The organism is Pigmentiphaga sp., from assembly GCF_033795525.1.
GTDB lineage: Bacteria > Pseudomonadota > Gammaproteobacteria > Burkholderiales > Burkholderiaceae_B > Pigmentiphaga.
Genome location: NZ_JARYGM010000001.1, coordinates 613645 through 629862 on the forward strand (window position 1 = coordinate 613645; position 16218 = coordinate 629862).

The 16218-nt window shown below is 64.7% G+C and carries 15 protein-coding genes and 1 pseudogene; 8 read left to right on the top strand and 8 right to left on the bottom strand.

All coding sequences use genetic code 11. The features are described 5' to 3' along the window. Positions 1 to 24 precede the first annotated feature (24 nt). The gene (locus tag QHC78_RS02930) at positions 25 to 999 is read right to left on the bottom strand and encodes a Bug family tripartite tricarboxylate transporter substrate binding protein (protein WP_319742378.1); all 975 of its coding nucleotides are present in this window, start codon (positions 997 to 999) and stop codon (positions 25 to 27) included. 187 nt (positions 1000 to 1186) lie between these two features. Here QHC78_RS02930 and QHC78_RS02935 point away from each other — a divergent pair, with 187 nt between their 5' ends. From QHC78_RS02935 to QHC78_RS02965, 7 genes are all read left to right on the top strand, one after another. Next, positions 1187 to 1954, top strand: coding sequence for an IclR family transcriptional regulator (locus tag QHC78_RS02935; RefSeq protein WP_319742379.1), 768 nt, complete (start codon positions 1187 to 1189; stop codon positions 1952 to 1954). After that, positions 1951 to 2706, top strand: a complete 756-nt coding sequence (locus QHC78_RS02940; RefSeq protein ID WP_319742380.1) for a TSUP family transporter — start codon at positions 1951 to 1953, stop codon at positions 2704 to 2706. Before QHC78_RS02935 ends, QHC78_RS02940 begins: the two co-directional genes overlap by 4 nt. 111 nt (positions 2707 to 2817) lie before the next feature. Continuing rightward, the gene (locus QHC78_RS02945; protein ID WP_319742381.1) at positions 2818 to 3618 is read left to right on the top strand and encodes a hypothetical protein; all 801 of its coding nucleotides are present in this window, start codon (positions 2818 to 2820) and stop codon (positions 3616 to 3618) included. A gap of 69 nt (positions 3619 to 3687) precedes the next feature. Then, entirely contained in the window at positions 3688 to 6615 is a 2928-nt protein-coding gene (locus QHC78_RS02950; protein ID WP_319742382.1) for an EAL domain-containing protein, read from the top strand. Further along, positions 6612 to 6758 (top strand): hypothetical protein, encoded by a 147-nt coding sequence (locus tag QHC78_RS02955; RefSeq protein ID WP_319742383.1) that lies wholly within the window; start codon positions 6612 to 6614, stop codon positions 6756 to 6758. The genes QHC78_RS02950 and QHC78_RS02955 overlap by 4 nt, the downstream gene beginning before the upstream one ends. A 241-nt stretch (positions 6759 to 6999) precedes the next feature. Further along, positions 7000 to 8418 (top strand): UbiD family decarboxylase, encoded by a 1419-nt coding sequence (locus QHC78_RS02960; RefSeq protein ID WP_319742384.1) that lies wholly within the window; start codon positions 7000 to 7002, stop codon positions 8416 to 8418. 165 nt (positions 8419 to 8583) lie between these two features. After that, positions 8584 to 9552 (top strand): Bug family tripartite tricarboxylate transporter substrate binding protein, encoded by a 969-nt coding sequence (locus tag QHC78_RS02965; protein WP_319742385.1) that lies wholly within the window; start codon positions 8584 to 8586, stop codon positions 9550 to 9552. A gap of 71 nt (positions 9553 to 9623) precedes the next feature. On the opposite strand, the gene QHC78_RS02970 is transcribed toward QHC78_RS02965, so the two are convergent. The 6 genes and pseudogenes from QHC78_RS02970 to QHC78_RS02995 form a co-directional block, all read right to left on the bottom strand. Continuing rightward, a complete protein-coding gene (locus QHC78_RS02970) occupies positions 9624 to 10607 on the bottom strand; it encodes a Bug family tripartite tricarboxylate transporter substrate binding protein (RefSeq protein WP_319742386.1) in 984 nt (327 codons plus the stop codon). Positions 10608 to 10694: 87 nt separating this feature from the next. Beyond that, positions 10695 to 11726: an isopenicillin N synthase family dioxygenase gene (locus QHC78_RS02975; protein WP_319742387.1), complete on the bottom strand. Its 1032-nt coding sequence runs from the start codon at positions 11724 to 11726 to the stop codon at positions 10695 to 10697. A gap of 81 nt (positions 11727 to 11807) precedes the next feature. Further along, positions 11808 to 12191 (bottom strand): carboxymuconolactone decarboxylase family protein, encoded by a 384-nt coding sequence (locus QHC78_RS02980; protein WP_319742388.1) that lies wholly within the window; start codon positions 12189 to 12191, stop codon positions 11808 to 11810. A gap of 29 nt (positions 12192 to 12220) precedes the next feature. Then, positions 12221 to 12904, bottom strand: coding sequence for a 4-hydroxyphenylacetate 3-hydroxylase C-terminal domain-containing protein (locus QHC78_RS02985; protein WP_319742737.1), 684 nt, complete (start codon positions 12902 to 12904; stop codon positions 12221 to 12223). After that, a pseudogene (locus tag QHC78_RS02990) lies at positions 12893 to 13732 on the bottom strand (4-hydroxyphenylacetate 3-hydroxylase N-terminal domain-containing protein); the annotation flags it as partial. The gene QHC78_RS02985 and the pseudogene QHC78_RS02990, both read right to left, overlap by 12 nt. 18 nt (positions 13733 to 13750) lie before the next feature. Beyond that, positions 13751 to 14227: a flavin reductase family protein gene (locus QHC78_RS02995; RefSeq protein WP_319742389.1), complete on the bottom strand. Its 477-nt coding sequence runs from the start codon at positions 14225 to 14227 to the stop codon at positions 13751 to 13753. A 195-nt stretch (positions 14228 to 14422) separates the two neighbouring features. Here QHC78_RS02995 and QHC78_RS03000 point away from each other — a divergent pair, with 195 nt between their 5' ends. After that, entirely contained in the window at positions 14423 to 14962 is a 540-nt protein-coding gene (locus tag QHC78_RS03000; protein ID WP_319742390.1) for a MarR family winged helix-turn-helix transcriptional regulator, read from the top strand. On the opposite strand, the gene QHC78_RS03005 is transcribed toward QHC78_RS03000, so the two are convergent. Beyond that, positions 14952 to 16130 carry a GGDEF domain-containing protein gene (locus QHC78_RS03005; RefSeq protein WP_319742391.1) on the bottom strand — a complete coding sequence of 393 codons (1179 nt, stop codon included), beginning with the start codon at positions 16128 to 16130 and terminating at the stop codon, positions 14952 to 14954. The two genes, QHC78_RS03000 and QHC78_RS03005, sit on opposite strands and share 11 nt — an antisense overlap. Between the last annotated feature and the right edge of the window lie 88 nt (positions 16131 to 16218).

Below are 16218 nucleotides of genomic sequence, written 5' to 3' on the forward strand. Positions count from 1 at the left end.
CGCATGGCGCGGGGCGCGCGAGGGTCACTGTTCCGCGATATTGGCCAGCTTGACGATCTCGTGCGACTTGGCCGTTTCCTGGTCGATGAAGGCACGGAAGCTCGCGCCCGTCACGCCGGCGGGTTCGAGCCCTTGGCGTTCAAACCACTCGCGCACCTGCGGCTCGGTCACCATGCGCTTGACGGCCGTCTCGAGCCTGGCGGCCACCGGCGCCGGCAGGTTGGCCGGTGCCCACAAGCCGTACCAGGTGGAGAAATTGACCTCGGGATAACCGGCCTCCGTGAAGGTCGGGACGTCGGGTGCAAGCGGGCTGCGCCGTTGGCCGGTGATGGCAAGCGCCGTCAGTTTGTTGGCCTTCACCGGCGGCAGCGACGAAAGCAGCGGGTCCATCATGCCGCTCACCTGACCGCCCATCAAGTCGACCAACGCCGGCGCGGTGCCTTTGTAGAGAATGGTCGGGACCGCCAAGCCGGCGCGGTATTTGAAGGACTCCACCGCGAGATGGCCCGCCGCGCCGAAGCCGCCCACCGCGAAATTGAACTTCTCGGGCGCGGCCTTTGCCTTGGCAACGAACTCGCGCACGGAGGTGACTCCTGTCGACGGCGGAGTCACGAATAGCAGCGGCCCGGACGCGACCAGCGCGAGATGGGTGAGATCGCGGGCCGGATCGAAGGGCGGCTTGTCCTTCATGATCAGCGGATTGACGACCAAGGTCGAGGCGGTCAGGAGCAAGGTGTAGCCGTCGGCCGGCGACCGGACCACGGCCTCGGCGCCGATGTTGCCGGACGCGCCCGCCCGGTTCTCGACGATCACCTTCTGGCCGAGGTCTTCCGACAGGCGCGCGGCCACGGTCCGCGCCACCGCATCCACCGCCCCACCGGCGGCGAACGGAACCACCAGGCGCAGGGGCCGCGACGGATAGGAATCGGCGGCGGCGACCGGACCGGCTGCAAGCGCCAGCAAGACGGAAAACCGCGAGACAACGTGCAGAAACGACATGACAACACTCCCGCTGCGGGCCCATGCCCGGATATGGCGCGGCGCATGATACGACGCGCAGGACGTGTTCCCCCGCCCTCCGTCATACATTATTGTTATGTGCATATTACGCACAAAAAGCTTGCAATACGCACCGACAGATTAGCGATACCATGTCGCGTCGTCAACGCTCGACCACCCTCGTTCCATGTCCCGCCCGCCCTTCGACTCCACCGCCGCCGGCAACCGCGTCCAGGTCATAGACCGTGCCATGGTATTGCTCGATGCCTTGATGCGGCTGCCGCGTGGGGCATCGGCGCTCGAGCTGGCGCAGGCCACCGAACTCGACCGCACCACCGTCCACCGGGTGCTGCGCACGCTGGCCTACTGGGGCATGGTCCAGGCGCGCGAAGGCGTCTATACCCTGGGTCCGCAATGTCTCGTGCTGGGAACGGCCCAGCATGACCGCCTTGCCATCAGGCGGGCCGCCCTGCCGCACGCCATCGAGCTGCAGGAAAAAGGCGTGGCCAAGCGCCGCGCCATCGTGTCGATCTCTATCCCGGCCCTGGACGAGGTCGTCATCATCGAGCGAATCTGGACCCCGTCAGTCCCGCTGAACATCATCACCGACATCGGGACGCACTTTCCTATCGACGGCAGCGTGAGCGGCAGGGCCATCCTGGCGGCGTGGCCACGCGACAAAGGCGTCGCCCACCTGGGCGAGGAACGGTATGCGGCGGTAAGCGACCGGCTCGATGCCGTGCGGGCGCAACGAGGCATATCGTTCGGACTGAGCGAAATGCGTCCGGGGGTCGGTACCCTGGCATGCCCGATCCTGGGCCGCGGCGATGAGGCTGTCGCCGCGCTGATCGTCGCGGGGCTCGCGCTGGAAGACGAATTGCATCCGGAATCGCCGCTCGCCCAGCATGCGCAGCGCAGCGCGGCCGCCATCTCGGCGGTGCTTCAGGCCTCATGACCGCCCCGACCTTCCTGCTGTACCTGGTCTGCGTAGGCCTGGCCGCGTACTGCCAGAACCTGACGGGCTTTGCCTTCGCCCTCTTGCTGCTGGGCATGGTGGGGGCATTCGGGCTGATGCCCATTACCGATGCGGCCAACGTCGCCAGCGTCCTGAGTCTCGTCAACATATTGGCCTACTGGCGCTATAACCGCGTGACGTTCGACTGGACCGTGCTGCGCCCTATCCTGGCCAGCAGCCTGCTGGGAGTGGTGGCCGGCGTGCTGCTGCTCGACTGGCTGAGCACCAATGCCGTCGCCATCCTGAGCCTGCTGCTGGGGGTGGCCATCATCGGCTGCTCGCTGCTGCTCCTCGTGCATTCCACCCCGCGTCCGACACCGTCCGGCAAGCCTGCCTTGTGGTTCTACGGTGCCTTGTCCGGCCTGCTGGGCGGCCTGTTCTCCACCTCGGGGCCACCCATGGTCTATCACCTGTATCGCCAGCCTATGGATCGCGCCCAGGTGCGGGAATGTCTATTCATGATGTTCGCCGCCAGCTCGGCGCTGCGTCTGCTGCTGGTGGCAGGGAGTGGTCACTTCTCCTGGCGCTCGCTCCTTCTGGCCGTTTCTGCCATACCGGTGGTCGCCGCCGTGTCCTGGTGGCAGGCTCGCCATCCGACCCGCCTGTCCCGCAGGGGAGTCGAATGGCTGGTGTGCGGTTTGCTCATGCTGGCCGGCGCCAGTCTCATCTGGGCCAGCCTTTCGGCTGGGTGATCGGCCAATAGTGCGATGCACAACACAACCGTCTGAAGGAGAGGTTAAACCCGCAATTACCAGGCATTTGTAAGCAACACCTCGCCGAGACATGCGAATCTGGTGTTACCGATGCGATATCCGCACGGCAACACCCTTCAACTCTCGCGAGGAAGTCAAATGTCTTACGAAACCGCCTACGCCGCCCGTTCGGACCTGCTCCTGCCCCTGGCCGAACAGACTCAGGAAAACCTGCCTTTCACGGTCCGCGTCGCCCGGGACGGAGACGCACTGGAGAAGGCCATCGCCTTGCGGCAATCGGCCTATGGACGACACGTCCCGGAGATTGCCGAGAAGCTGGGAACGCCCGAGCTGTACGACAACGATCCCGGCTCGGTCGTCCTGCTGGCCGAGTCGAAACTGGATGGCGCTCCCCTGGGCACCATGCGCGTCCAGACCAACATGTGCGGCCCCCTTTGGCTGGAACAATCGGTCACGCTGCCCGACTGGCTTACCGGGCACGCGCTGGCCGAGGCCACCCGCCTCGGGGTTGCGAGCGAGCGTATCGGCCGCGTCGCGAAAACGGCGCTCTTCAAGGCCTATTTCCTGTTCTGCGTGCAGGCCGGTATCGACTGGATGGTCATTGCCGGGCGGTCGCCGCTCGATCGCCAGTACGAGGCGCTGATGTTCCGGGAGGTTTTTCCGGGCCAAGGGTTCATCCCTATGCGGCACGCAGGTAACATTCCGCACCGCGTACTGGCTTTCGAAGTGGCCACCGCAGAGAAGCGCTGGCGCGAAGGAAACCACCCGTTGTACGGCTTTGTGTTCAAGACCCATCATCCGGACATTCGGATTGATGGGAATTTGATTAACATTGATGCGCTGCGTAATGCCGCGGCGGAGCAGGAGGCCCTCCTTCAACCGCAGGCTTGAACAGCACGGTTGGCGGTCCGCCCATCCGGCGGGCCGCGCATGAGAAAGCCCACTCTTGAAAAGGCGAACATGTTGCCTCGTTCGGCGGAACCTTCAACCGGCATGGCCGGGGTAACAACCACGATCGACTGGTTCTTAAGCAACTTCTCGTATTACATCGTCCCGGCCGCCATCTTCATTTTCTCGCTGGTTGCCCTTACGCTCGAACCGAGTATCTACGGCACGGCCGGCGACCGGGCGCTGCCCTTTTCGGTAGCCGCCGCGGACGGCGCCAACCAGACCCCCGGCGAGGCCCTGGAATCCCTATCCGCCGCGCCGCCGGTGCGGTTCCACGACACACGGCTGGCCGAAACACCGTTCTGGTTCCGTTTCCGTGCGCCGCCCTCGCGCACGCCCCAAAGCATAGACCTTCCCTCGCGCCACGCGCAGGAGGTCGCATGCTGGAATACCACGGACTTGTCCCCCCTCGGTTCGGCCAACCGGAACGGCACGACAGGGCGCATCAAGCCATCCAAAGCCGGCTTCTCGCTGGAGCTGGGCAGCCACGACAATCCACGCGACATCCTGTGCAAGGCCCACTTTTCGGGCCCGGCCCGCATTACCGTCGAAGCATGGCCGCAATCCGAGCTGGTGTTGTCGCGCCTGGCCTACCACCATGCCACGGGCGTCCTCGAAGGCGGTCTGCTGACCTTGGCCGTGCTCACGCTCATGACCGCACTGATCAACCGCGACGCCCGCTACGTACTGTTCGCGATCTGGCTGGTGGGCAACCTGCGGTTGGGCGGCATCACCATGGGCTTCGATACGCAATGGCTGGGACGCGCCATCCCGGCAGAATGGATGGCGATGACCCGCAAGCTGACTATCGCCGCCTACTACATCATCACCTACACCCTGTTCAGCCAGTTCCTGAAAACCGAGCTCAGCCGGGTAGGCCATGCCTGGCTGCTCAGGCTGGGTTCGCGCGCCGGGATCGTGCTGCTGGCGCTGGCGCTGGTACTGGATTTCCCGGACTTCCTGCCCTCCATGTGGGTCGTGGCCTCGCTGGGCATTTTCATCGTGATCTTCTTCCTGGCGCGGATGGTGCTGATCACGCGCTCCCGCATCGCGCTGTGGTACGCCGCGGCGCTGGGCATCGTCCTGTTCTCGACCTTCTCCGAGGTAATCGCGGCCGCCTTCGACTTCAAGGCCCTGGTCGGGGCGCTCAACAGCGTCACGGCCGCCCTGGCTTCCAGCCTGGTGGCGGCGTTCGCGTTCGCCGAGCAGATCCGCGTGGAGCGGGTCGAGCGCGAGCACGCCGAGGCCGAATTGCAGCGCGCCTACGAAGTCACCCCGGTGGGCTTGTTCACACTGGAGCCCGACGGCACCTTCGTGCGGGCCAACACCGCCATGCAGGAACGACTGGGCCTGGCGGGCCGGCCGCTGCACGAACAACGCTGGCAGCGCTATTTCGAGGCCGGGGCCTGGGAACGCCTGAAGGAAATCGCCGAGCGCGGCGGCGAAGCGGAAATCGAGGCCCTGCCGCTGGGCGGCGCCGAGCCCCGCTGGTACCTGGTCAAGGCGACCTTCGCCCAGACCCGCATAGAAGGATCGCTGCAAGACATCACCGAGCGCCGCAAGGCCACCGAACGCCTGCGCTTCCTTGCCAACAACGACTCGCTGACGGGCGCGCTGAACCGGCGCGGCATCGAACACATACTCGAGACCGCGCTCAAGCACTTCGACGTCTCCCGCCCGGTGGCGCTGGCCTACCTGGACCTGGACCGGTTCAAGCTCATCAATGACCTGTATGGCCACCAGACCGGGGACGAGGTACTCAAGCAGGTCTGCCAACGGGTCAAGTGGTCGCTGGGAGAAAACCACTACGTCGGCCGCATCGGGGGCGACGAGTTCATCCTGGTGCTGCGCGACACCCCCATGCTGGCCGCGACCGAAGTGTGCCGCCGCATCGTCGCCGATATCTGCGACATGCCGTTCCAGCTCCGCCGGCGCTCGTTCCAGATCAAGGTGTCGATCGGCTTGATCGAGGTCACGCCTGAAATGCGGGTCCAGGAAGCGGTTTCCGCAGCCGACCGTGCTTGCCGGGAAGCGAAAAAAGGCAAGCATGGGCACATCGTGATCTACAAGCAGAACGCGCCGGCCTTCCAGGAACGGGCCGAGGAGCTGCGCCTCATCGAGGAACTGGGCAGCACTTTTTCGCCCACGGGGCTGTCCCTGGTGATGCAGCCCATCATGTCGCTGCGTGCGCCCGAGGCCTCGCTCGACTTCGAGGTCCTGGTCCGCATGCAGGACTCCTCGGGCGCCATGATCCCGGCGGGCAGGGTCATCGCGGCGGCCGAAGCGAACGGGACCATAGGCGAACTGGACAAATGGGTGCTGACGTCTACGCTGGTGTGGCTGACCGAGAACCTGTCCCGCCTGCCCAATACCCGCTTTGCGTGCGTCAACCTGAGCGGGGCATCGCTGAACGACGAAGCCTTCATCGAAGACACCTTCCGCATTCTTTCCCGCTTCGGCCCAGTCGTGAAGTACCTGTGCATGGAGATCACCGAAAGCGTGGCGCTGCACGACATCGGAAACTCGCGGCGGTTCATCGAACGGCTGAAGTCATGCGGCGCCCGGATCGCGCTGGACGATTTCGGCGCGGGCTACACCTCGTTTTCCTATCTCAAGGAATTCGCGGCCGATGCCCTGAAGATCGACGGCTCCTTCGTCAAGGAAATGCACGAGCATCCGGCCAACTACGCCATCGTCGAAGCCATCGTCGAACTCGCGCGCAATCTCGGCATGCGCAGCATTGCCGAATGGGTGGAAGACTATGACACGCTGGAAGCGCTGGCCGAGCTCGGCGTAGACTATGTGCAAGGCTGGGTAATCGCCAAGCCCATGACGCCCGATGAAATGCTGGGCGCGACATCGTCGGCCAGCTTCGTCACGGACGAGCGGGTCCGCGCTTTCGTGGCAGCCGCATCGGGCCCGAAAATGGACCGCACATGACTCGCCTCTTCATCAGCTCCCTTATTCTGGCGGCCTGCCTGGCCTGCACGCCGCTTCCCCGCTCGGGCGGGGACTCCTCCGGCAGCAGCGACGGCATCAGCGTATACGGTACGATCGACACGGGCATCGTCATCAAGCCCTGACACGCTCGCGTCCGCCCCGCCCGCCCACGAAACCGTGCGCGGTGCGCTGTCGCCCTCACAAGCAACGCCATCCCGCACCAGCCCGGGGAATCCGGGCCTCCGTGGTGCATCGGCGCGCCATCGCTGTGCGGGCCTAAGCGTATTCCCGACCTTCTCTCCAGCGCGAAAAAATGGTTTTATTAATAGCTAAATAAGTTAGCTATTTCATTACGCGACGCACGGGAATCAGCAGGGAGCAAAGATGGCCGAGCACATACCTGAAATCATCGATACCGACTTCCGGAGCGCGCTGCGCCGGCTGGTGGAAGCGGGCCGCCTGCAGACCTATGCGCCAGAAGCCGATACCGAGCTGGAAATCGCCGGCATCCTCAAGCGCCGGGACGGCGACCGCGCGCTGCTGTTTCCCAAGGTCAAGGGCTTCGATATTCCCGTCATGGGGAACTTCCTCTGCTCGCAGGCCAACTGCGAAGCGGCGTTCGGCATCGACTTCCGCGGCATACGCAAGCTCATCGGAAGGGCATTGGCGAATCCGCTCGAGCCCAAGGTTGTCGACGATGCCCCGTGGAAGCAGAACGTACATCTGCGCGACATCGACATCGGCGCGCTGCTGCCGGTACTCAAGCATACCGAGAAAGACCCCGGCCGCTTCATCACTGCCGGCATCGTCATCGTCAAGGACCCGGAAACAGGCGTCTACAACGCGTCGTACCACCGCTTGCAGCTCGTGGGTCCCGACCGCACAGCGGTCAAGCTCGATTTCGGCCGCCATCTGCGGCTGGCCTTCGAGCGCGCGCAGCGCCGCGGCATGGACCTGCCCATCGCGGTCTGCATAGGGACGGACCTGGGCGTGCTCTATACCGCCGCCACCATGGGATCGCAAATGCCCGAGACGTCGGACGAAATCAAGGCCGCCGGCGGGCTGGCCGGCCGGCCCGTGGAAGTCTGCCGCGGCGTCACGCAGGACCTGCTCATTCCCGCGGGTACCGAGATCGTGCTGGAAGGCGTGCTCAAGCACGATCAGTTCGTGCATGAGGGCCCCTTCGGCGAATTCATCGGCTACATGTCGGCCGACGGCGACGCGCCGGTATTCCAGGTCACTTCCCTCTCCCACCGGAACGCGCCCATCTATTTCGCCATCAACGGCTTTGGCCGCGAAACCGTCATGCTGCGCAAGTACGTGATGGAAGCCAGCCTGCTCAAGGTCCTGGAGTCCGCCGTCCCTATCGTCAACGACGTGTGCATGACGGCCGGCGGCCTGCACCGCTTCCATGCCGTCATCAGCCTGCGCAAGGGTTCTCCCCAGCACGATGGCCTGCAGCGCAACGCCATGCTGGCCTCGTTCGGCGCCCTCAAGGATCTCGACCAGGTGATCGCCGTGGACGACGACATCGACATCCACGATCCGTTCGATGTCGAGTATGCGCTGGCAACCCGCATGGAAGCGTCACGCGACCTGCTCGTCATTCCCGACGGACGGGGGCACGAGTACGTACGCGTGGGACGCAACGGCATACGCGCCAAGCTGGCGATAGACGCCACGGTTCCTTTCGAGCAACGCGGACGCTACACCCGGGTGCAGTTCAAGGCCGTCGATATCGACGACCGTGATTTCGTATCGACGGACCCGCGGCAACTGTCGTGGCTCGCCGGGCAGGCATGACATCAGCGGTCCGGGCGCCTGCGCTCCGGGCCCCATCCTAGGAAGCCGGCCGCAGCGCCGGCCAGAACAAGATTCGGCAACTCGCTGGGGTCGAGGCACCGAGGGGCACGCTCGCGCCATAGGCGCGGGAAATAAACGCTAATCAACCGTTCTCAGGGGTCCAGTATGTACAAGTCCGCTTTGGCTCTGCTCTTTTCTTTCGTGCTGGCGTTCGACGCCACCGCGGCATCCGCCGACTGGCCGACACGGCCGGTACGCATCGTCGTGCCCTTTGCCGCCGGCGGCAACACCGACGCCGTCGCTCGCCTGCTGGCCACGAGGCTGCAGGACAGACTCGGCCAGACCTTCGTCGTCGAAAACCGCGCGGGCGCGGGCGGCGTGGTCGCCACCGGGTACGTGGCGGCTGCAGCGCCCGATGGCTATACGCTGCTGATGTCTTCCACCGGGGCCCATGTCATCTCGCCTCACCTGATGGACAAGCTGCCCTACGACCCGCTCAAGGACCTGGTCCCGGTCAGCAACGTGAGCAGCAACGCGCAAGTGCTGCTGGTCAACCAGAAATTGCCGGTCCAGTCGGTGGCCGAACTCATCGCCTTGGCGCGCAAAGAGCCGGGCAAGCTGAACTTCGGTTCGGCCGGGCCTGGCGGCACCACGCATCTGGCCGGCGAACTGTTCAAGTCCATGGCGAAGGTCGAGATGACGCACGTGCCGTTCCGCGGCGGCGCGCCGGCCACGCTGGCGACCGTCGCCGGCGACGTGCAGCTGACGTTTGCCAACCTGTCGGATGCCTTGCCGCAAATGAGATCGGGCAAGCTGCGCGCGCTCGCGGTGACCAGCGCTGAACGCCAGCCGCAGGCGCCCGACGTGCCGACCATCGCCGAATCCGGATTGCCCGGCTACGAGAGCATCGTCTGGAACGGTGTGGTCGCTCCCGCCGGCACCCCTGCCGATATCGTCGCCAAGCTGTCGTCGACCATACAAGAGATCTGCCGCGAAGAGGCGTTCCGCAAGAGCCTGTTCGATATCGGCTCGGTGCCGATCGGCGATACGTCCGCCCATTTCGACCAGTACGTCCGCCAGGAACTGGAGCGCTGGGGCAAGGTCGTCAAGGCATCCGGCGCAAAAGCGATGTAATGCGCCTTCCGGCCGGCGGCGGGACCAAGGGGATGCCCCGCCCCGCTCCGGCCAGCTTTTTCCCGTCAGGTCTACTGAGGCTGCACGCCAAGTTCGGCGAACAGCTTGCCCTTCGCCTCGTAGTTGGCGCGCGCCTCGGAGGCAAAGGATGCACTCTTCATGGGGACCACGGCCGCGCCCTGGTTCCGGGCGGTCGTCTGGTACTCCTCGGTCTCTACCGCCTTCACGCACATATCCTCGAGCTTGGCGATCACGGGCTTGGGCGTTCCCTTGGGCGCATAGACGCCCTGGTAACCGGTAAAGAAGCTGGAATAGCCCAGCTCACGGACTGTCGGTACGTCGGGCAGGGCCGGGTGGCGCCGGTCCCAGAATACTGCCAGGGGCCGTACGTCGTTGCGGCTGGCCACCGACACCACCGAGTTGATCGTAAATTCGAGATCCCCCGCCAGCAGGCGCAGCAGGTTGGGGCCGTCGCCCCGATAGGCGATGTCCTGCACCTCGATGCCGGCCTCGCGCGCCATGGTAAGCATGTTGAGGTGGACGTCGGTATAGGTTCCCGAGTGCCCGTAGTTGAACTTTCCGGGTTTCTTGCGCGCGGCCTCGATCAGATCCTCCAGCCGCTTGTAGGGGGCATCCGCCCGGACCGCCAGCACGAAAGCGTTGACGTTCAACTGGCAAACGAAATCGAACGAGTCGAAGCCGTAGGGCAGATCCTTCTGCGTATACGGCAGATTGGTCATCACGATGGACGGCCCGATCATCAGTGTATAGCCGTCCGGCTGCGCGCGGGCGACCGACGCGGCGCCTATGGCTCCGGAGGCCCCTTCACGATTCATATAGACGAACTGCACGCCCGCGATCTTCCCCATCGCCTGGGCGAACACGCGGAACAGCGTATCCGTTCCGCCGCTGCCGAAGGGGTAGATCAACTGCACGGGGCGGGCAGGATAGGCATCCTGTGCCGCCGCCGGGGCGGTCAATGTGACGAGCAATGCGAGCATTCCTATCCATTTGGCGCTTTTCATGATGCAATCCCCCTCAAGTTGACGAGTCATCGAAGATCTCCCCTGCCCTGCTGGCGGCGGCCCGCCGCATAGTTCACGCTCCGGGCTGCGCTGGCCGGGAGCCTGCGCGCTATGCCGTCAGGCGTCGACGCGCTGCACCTTGGTCGAAGGCCAGATGCGGCCATACAGGTAAGTCAGGATCTCGCCGCAAGTAATGGGGCGATCGCCGGCCACCGAAGTCGCGAACTTCGGCATGGACGCGGCCCGCTCCCGGTCGGGATTGGCAAGCAGCGGCGTAATGACGGCATCGAAATCCGGGGTGGCGAAGAACGGCATCGAATAGCGCTCCAGGCCATAGCGGTTGATGACGCGGTGCGGCGTGGCCGCATACATGCCGTCGGTCCAGACCTTCATCATTTCGCCGATATTGATGACGAAGCTTCCGCGCAAAGGCGGCACGCTGATCCAGTCGCCCGACGGGCTGAGGATCTCCAGGCCGCCGACCTCGTCCTGCGCGAGAAACGTGAAGGCGCCCGAGTCCGTATGCGGACGGGTGCCGAGATGGTCGCCCGACTCGGTCGGCTCCTGGGGCGGGTAGTGCATGATGCGCAGCTGCATCATCGGGCACTGGAAATAGCGCGTGAACGAGTCCGGCGGCAGGTCGAGGCCGACCGCGAACATGCGCAGAAAGGTTTGAGACAGCCCGGACATGTCGCGGTAGTAGTCCAGCATCGCGGTCCGGAGCTCCGGCAGCGAAGGAGGCCATTGGTTGGCCCCGTGCAACGGCTTGCCTGCCAGCACCGCGGGATGGTCCGACGGCAGTTCGGCGTGGATCTGGAACGCCTCGTGCAGGTTTCCCTTGAGGCTGGGATCCGCGCCCATCATCTTGAAAGGCAGGTAGCCGCGGTACTTGTCCGACAGCGCCAGGCGGATGGCCATCTTTTCTTCTATCGGCAAGGCGAAGAAGAAGCGCGCCACATCGAACATGGCATCGATGCGGCTGACAGGCATGCCGTGGTTGACTACATAGAAGAACCCTATCGTGTGCGAGGCCTCGGCAATACGGTGGGCGATGTCCCGGTACACGGCTGCATCGCCCGATTGCAGGGCCGAAAGATCGATGATCGGGACTTCGTGGGTAGACACTTTCTTGAATTCGGGTAAAGCCATATCCATCCCCATCGAAATGCGGGCCGGTGCCCGGCTGGTTGCTAAAGATGCGTCGGAGCGACTGGAGCGCCGTGCCTCCCCTCAGGCGGACGCCGATCGCGCGGCGGCCACTTCCCTGGCCAGCCTCATGCTCGTCATGGCGGCCGGAAAGCCGCAATAGACCGCCGCCTGAAGGAACACCTCGGCCACCTCCTCCATGGAAAGCCCGTTGTTGAGCGCACCCTCGATATGGGTCTTCAGCTCGGTCGAGCGATTCAGGGCGGTGAGCATCGCGATGGTTGCGATGCTCCGTTCGCGCAACCCCAGCTGGGGGCGCGACCAGATGTCTCCCCAGGCGAACTCCGTCAGCAACTGCTGCAGATCGGCGTTCAGCGCGCCCCGCGAGGCTTCCACCCGCTGGCTCACGGGCGCCTCTCCCAGTACCTGCTTGCGCATGGCAAGGCCTTTCTTGAACCGCTCTTCCATGGTTTTCTCCCTGTTGGCCGATACGCCGCTCAAGCCGCGGCGCGGCTGGCCGGCTCGGCTATACCCGCGAGCGCGCGGTCGACCAGCGTGGTCGCGGCATCGAAGTCGTATGCTCGGAACATGTTCTGCTTGACGAGGAACGACGCCCCGCCGTAGAACTTTTCGTACTGCTGGTGGCGGCCGGCGAATTCCGTGCCGACGAGATCCCACGCCATCTTTAGCAACGCCACGCGGTCGCGCGCGGGATGCCCCGGCGAAGCGATGTAGCGCTCCAGATCCCTGCCCGCGTCGGGGTGGTCGAAATCCGACAGCGAAGGCGGCAACATGATCATCGAACCGCCGGAAAGCTCTCGCAGCATATCGACCATGCGGGCATTGAGTTCAGACTGCAGGGACATCACCGAGTAGAGGGCCGTCTTGGCCGGCCACACCGCTCCCTCGGCGTCGATGGTCGCTCGCGTCTCCTGGGCGTCGATCATCAGGTCGACGATGGTTGCGAGTGCGGCGAGCTCGCCCAGCTGGACCCGCACCGGCGGCATCGCGCCGACCCCGGTGATCTCGGTTACCCGCTTGGCAAGCCCCAGCAGGAACCGCAGCTTGGTCGCATAGCGCACCTGGGCCTGGTAGTTGCCATAGGAATGCGCGGGCGTCTGCCACCACTGGTTCCAGCACACCTCCAGGTTCCGGTAGACGAAGACGTGCTCCCAGGGCACGAATACATCGTCCAGCACCAGCAGGGCATCCGTCTCGTCGAAGCGGGACGACAGCGGATAGTCGCGAGGGTCGCCGGCATGGGCGAACGAGCGCCGGCTTTAGACCTTCAGCCCCGGCGCGTTCATGGGAATCACGACGCCGAAGGCGTGATTCTCGTCGCCGGGCTGGAGCGGATGAATGCAACTGACATACACGTAGTCGGACAGCACCGCCCCGGTTGCCAGTTGCTGCGCACCCTTCAGCACGATGCCGCCATCCCGCTCGGCGACGACGCCCGCGTACAAGGTAGGGTCGGACTGCTGATGCGCCGGCTTGCTGCGGTCGATCTGGGGCGGGACGATGGCATACGACACATACAAATGCCGGTCGCGGGCGAACTCGAAGAACCGCTGCACGTTGCTGGCATAGTCTTCGCCGCCCGCGGCGAACACCGACGGCTTGGCGGCAAAGCCCGACAGGAAACCGGCCACGTGGTCGGGCGTGCGGCCCATGAGGCCGAACGTAGACTCGGCCCACGCGGCCGACATGCCGCGGGCACGGCGAAGATCGTCGACCGAACGGGGAACGTGATAGCAGCACAGCGCGCGCCGGCCCGACCCGTCGATCTCGTAGGTCATCCGCTGGCGGTGCTCCGGGTGGGCGGCCAGGTCATACAAAGACGCGATCGATGCGACCGCCCCCTTGAACGCCGGATGCGCCGCCACGTCGCGCACGACCTCGCCGTTGTAGTAGATGGTCCTGCCATCGGCTCGGATCGCGTTCAGGTAGTCCGCGCCGGAACGCAGGCCGGCAGGCGCGGCGGACGGCCGCAGTACAGGCATGGTCATGCTGTTCTCCGAATGATGCTATCGCTCTTGAGGGGGGGACTGGGTGGACGCCGACAACGAGCCATAGTGGCCATCGGCATAGAGCAGGGGCGGCTGGGTAGCCGCCAGCGCGACGCGCTGGACCGAGCCGATCACCACGGCATGCGTATCCATGACCAGCATCTGCTCGACCGAGCATAGGAAGACCGCCAGGGCATCCCTCATGACGGGCACGCCATCCGCCATGTCCCACACCTGTTGATCGAACATGTGTTGGGAACACCTGCCCGCACGGGAAAACTCGCGGGCAACGGGCTCGTGACGGTCGGCCAGCACGTTGACCGCCATCTGTCTGCCGGCGCAGATCAGCCGGTAGGTGGCGCCATGCAGGTTGACGCAGGCCAGCAGCCTTGGGGGCGTGGCGGTCAACGAGCAGACCGCCGTGGCAGTCAAGCCCATGCGTTCGCCCTCGTGGCCGGCCGTAATAATCGTGACGCCGGCGGCGAGCCGCCTCATACCCTGCCTGAAATCTCCTGCATCGCAACCCATTCGCGGCCTCGCAGATAGAGTGGCCCGTCACGTCCGAGCCCATGCCTACATCCTAGAGTCACGCAAATATATTTGTCAACTAGTATAGTTAACTAATATAAATCCCGGGCAGGGGCAGCTGTTTACAATGCCTGCCAAGGCTCTTGATAGGGAGGTCGTTACGTGCCAGACACCATAGACGCCAGGAAACTGGAGAAGCGCCGCCAGGCCACGGTCCGGTCGCGGGCGAAGAAAGACAAGCACGTCTATTTCCAGGGTGTCGCCAATGCACGCTATGTGCTGCGCAAGGTCTTCCGCATGGTCGAGGAGCGCGCGCGCCGCGCCCATATCGATCCTCTGGCACACCAGGCGCTCATCCAGATCTACGGCAGTCCCGGCAAAAGCCTGCGCGTCAAGGACGTCGCCGACCGGCTGGACATCTCCCAGGCATTCGCCTCCAGCCTGGTGCGCGTTCTCGTGGATGGTGGATTTGCCGCCCGCAGCCGGGAAGGCGAAGACAAGCGCGAGACGCAGGTAACCGTCACCGAGCAAGGCATCGCGCTGCTGACCGGTATCGATAGCGCGGTGCAGGCCGACGTCGACGCCTTCACCGAAGGCCTCAGCGAAGAAGAAAAAGAGCAGGCGCTTTCGATCCTGCTCTTTTATGTCGGGACCTCGATCGAATCGTCGGACGGTACCGACGGGCGCGACCTCATGCGATGACCGACGCCGCGCCGCCAGCCACCTCGACGCGGTTGCGCCCGAGCCGCTTGGCCTCGTAAAGCAGCGCATCCACACGGGCGACGAAGCCGTCCATCGACTCCCAGGGCGCCCGTTCCGCCACGCCGAAGCTCGCGGTAATGCGCACGCTCTCGGGCAGGCCCGCGTACCTCTGGGTCTCTATGGCTATACGAATCCTTTGCGCAACCCGGTAGGCATCTACCGCGCGCGTGCCCGGAAGCAGGATCAGGAACTCTTCCCCGCCGGCGCGGCTGCCTGCGTCGCCTGCACGCAGCGTGTGCCGGATCAACCTAGCCGTCTGCCTGAGCACCTGGTCGCCGGCGGCGTGGCCATACCGGTCATTGATTTGCTTGAAATGATCGATGTCGCAGGCAATGAGGCTCACAGGCCCGTCCGTCCCGCGCCGCCCAAGCTCCGCGGCATACTCGTCGAAGCCGCGCCGGTTCAACAATCCGGTCAGATGATCTTCGTTGCGCTCGCGGTTCAGATCATCGATCTTGTCCATGGCGGCGGCCAGTATCAGGACCACCGCCAGCGCGATCCCGAACAGCACGAGCGTCATATGCAGCGCTATCCAGAAGCTCGACGTGCCGAAGGCCCGTGCTCCCATCCCCACATGGATCTGGCCCAGCGTCAGCCAGGTCCTGGGAAAGAAACTCAGCGCGAAGGCCAGGAACAGCCAGAACAGCACCTTGTCGACCGGGCGGCCTTTGAGCAAGGGGGACAGCCGCACGGCAGACAGCAGCAACACGGCAGCTGATCCGAAGTTCAACACGCAGATCCTCGCGACCAGATCGTTCGAGACGTAGTAGAAGTAGTACATCCCGCCCACGATCACGAAAAAGGCCGCCAGCTTGAAGGCGGCGCCCTGCCGCGCGCCGACACGGCCAAGCACCCCTTCAGCCAGGAAGATGACGCATCCGGCATACAGGGCCCCGGAAATGATGGCGTTCCAACCTACATCGGGCGGGATGCCGAGGATCTGGACCACGGATGCCAGCGCGAACAACAGAAAGGACAGCGCCAGTACCTTGAGGTGGCGGGCGCGCGCGTTATGGTGCGCCAGGGCCAGAAAGCTCAGCGCGAACAGCCCCGCGATGCTGGGGCTGCCGAGGGTCAGTATCTGTACGGCGGAAAGGTTGGACAACATGCCATCGGCCCCGGGCTGCGTCGTCGCCGCCGGAACCCTGGCGGCAACGCTGGATTCCGCGATTATGGCATTCCGGGTCGCCGGGCCG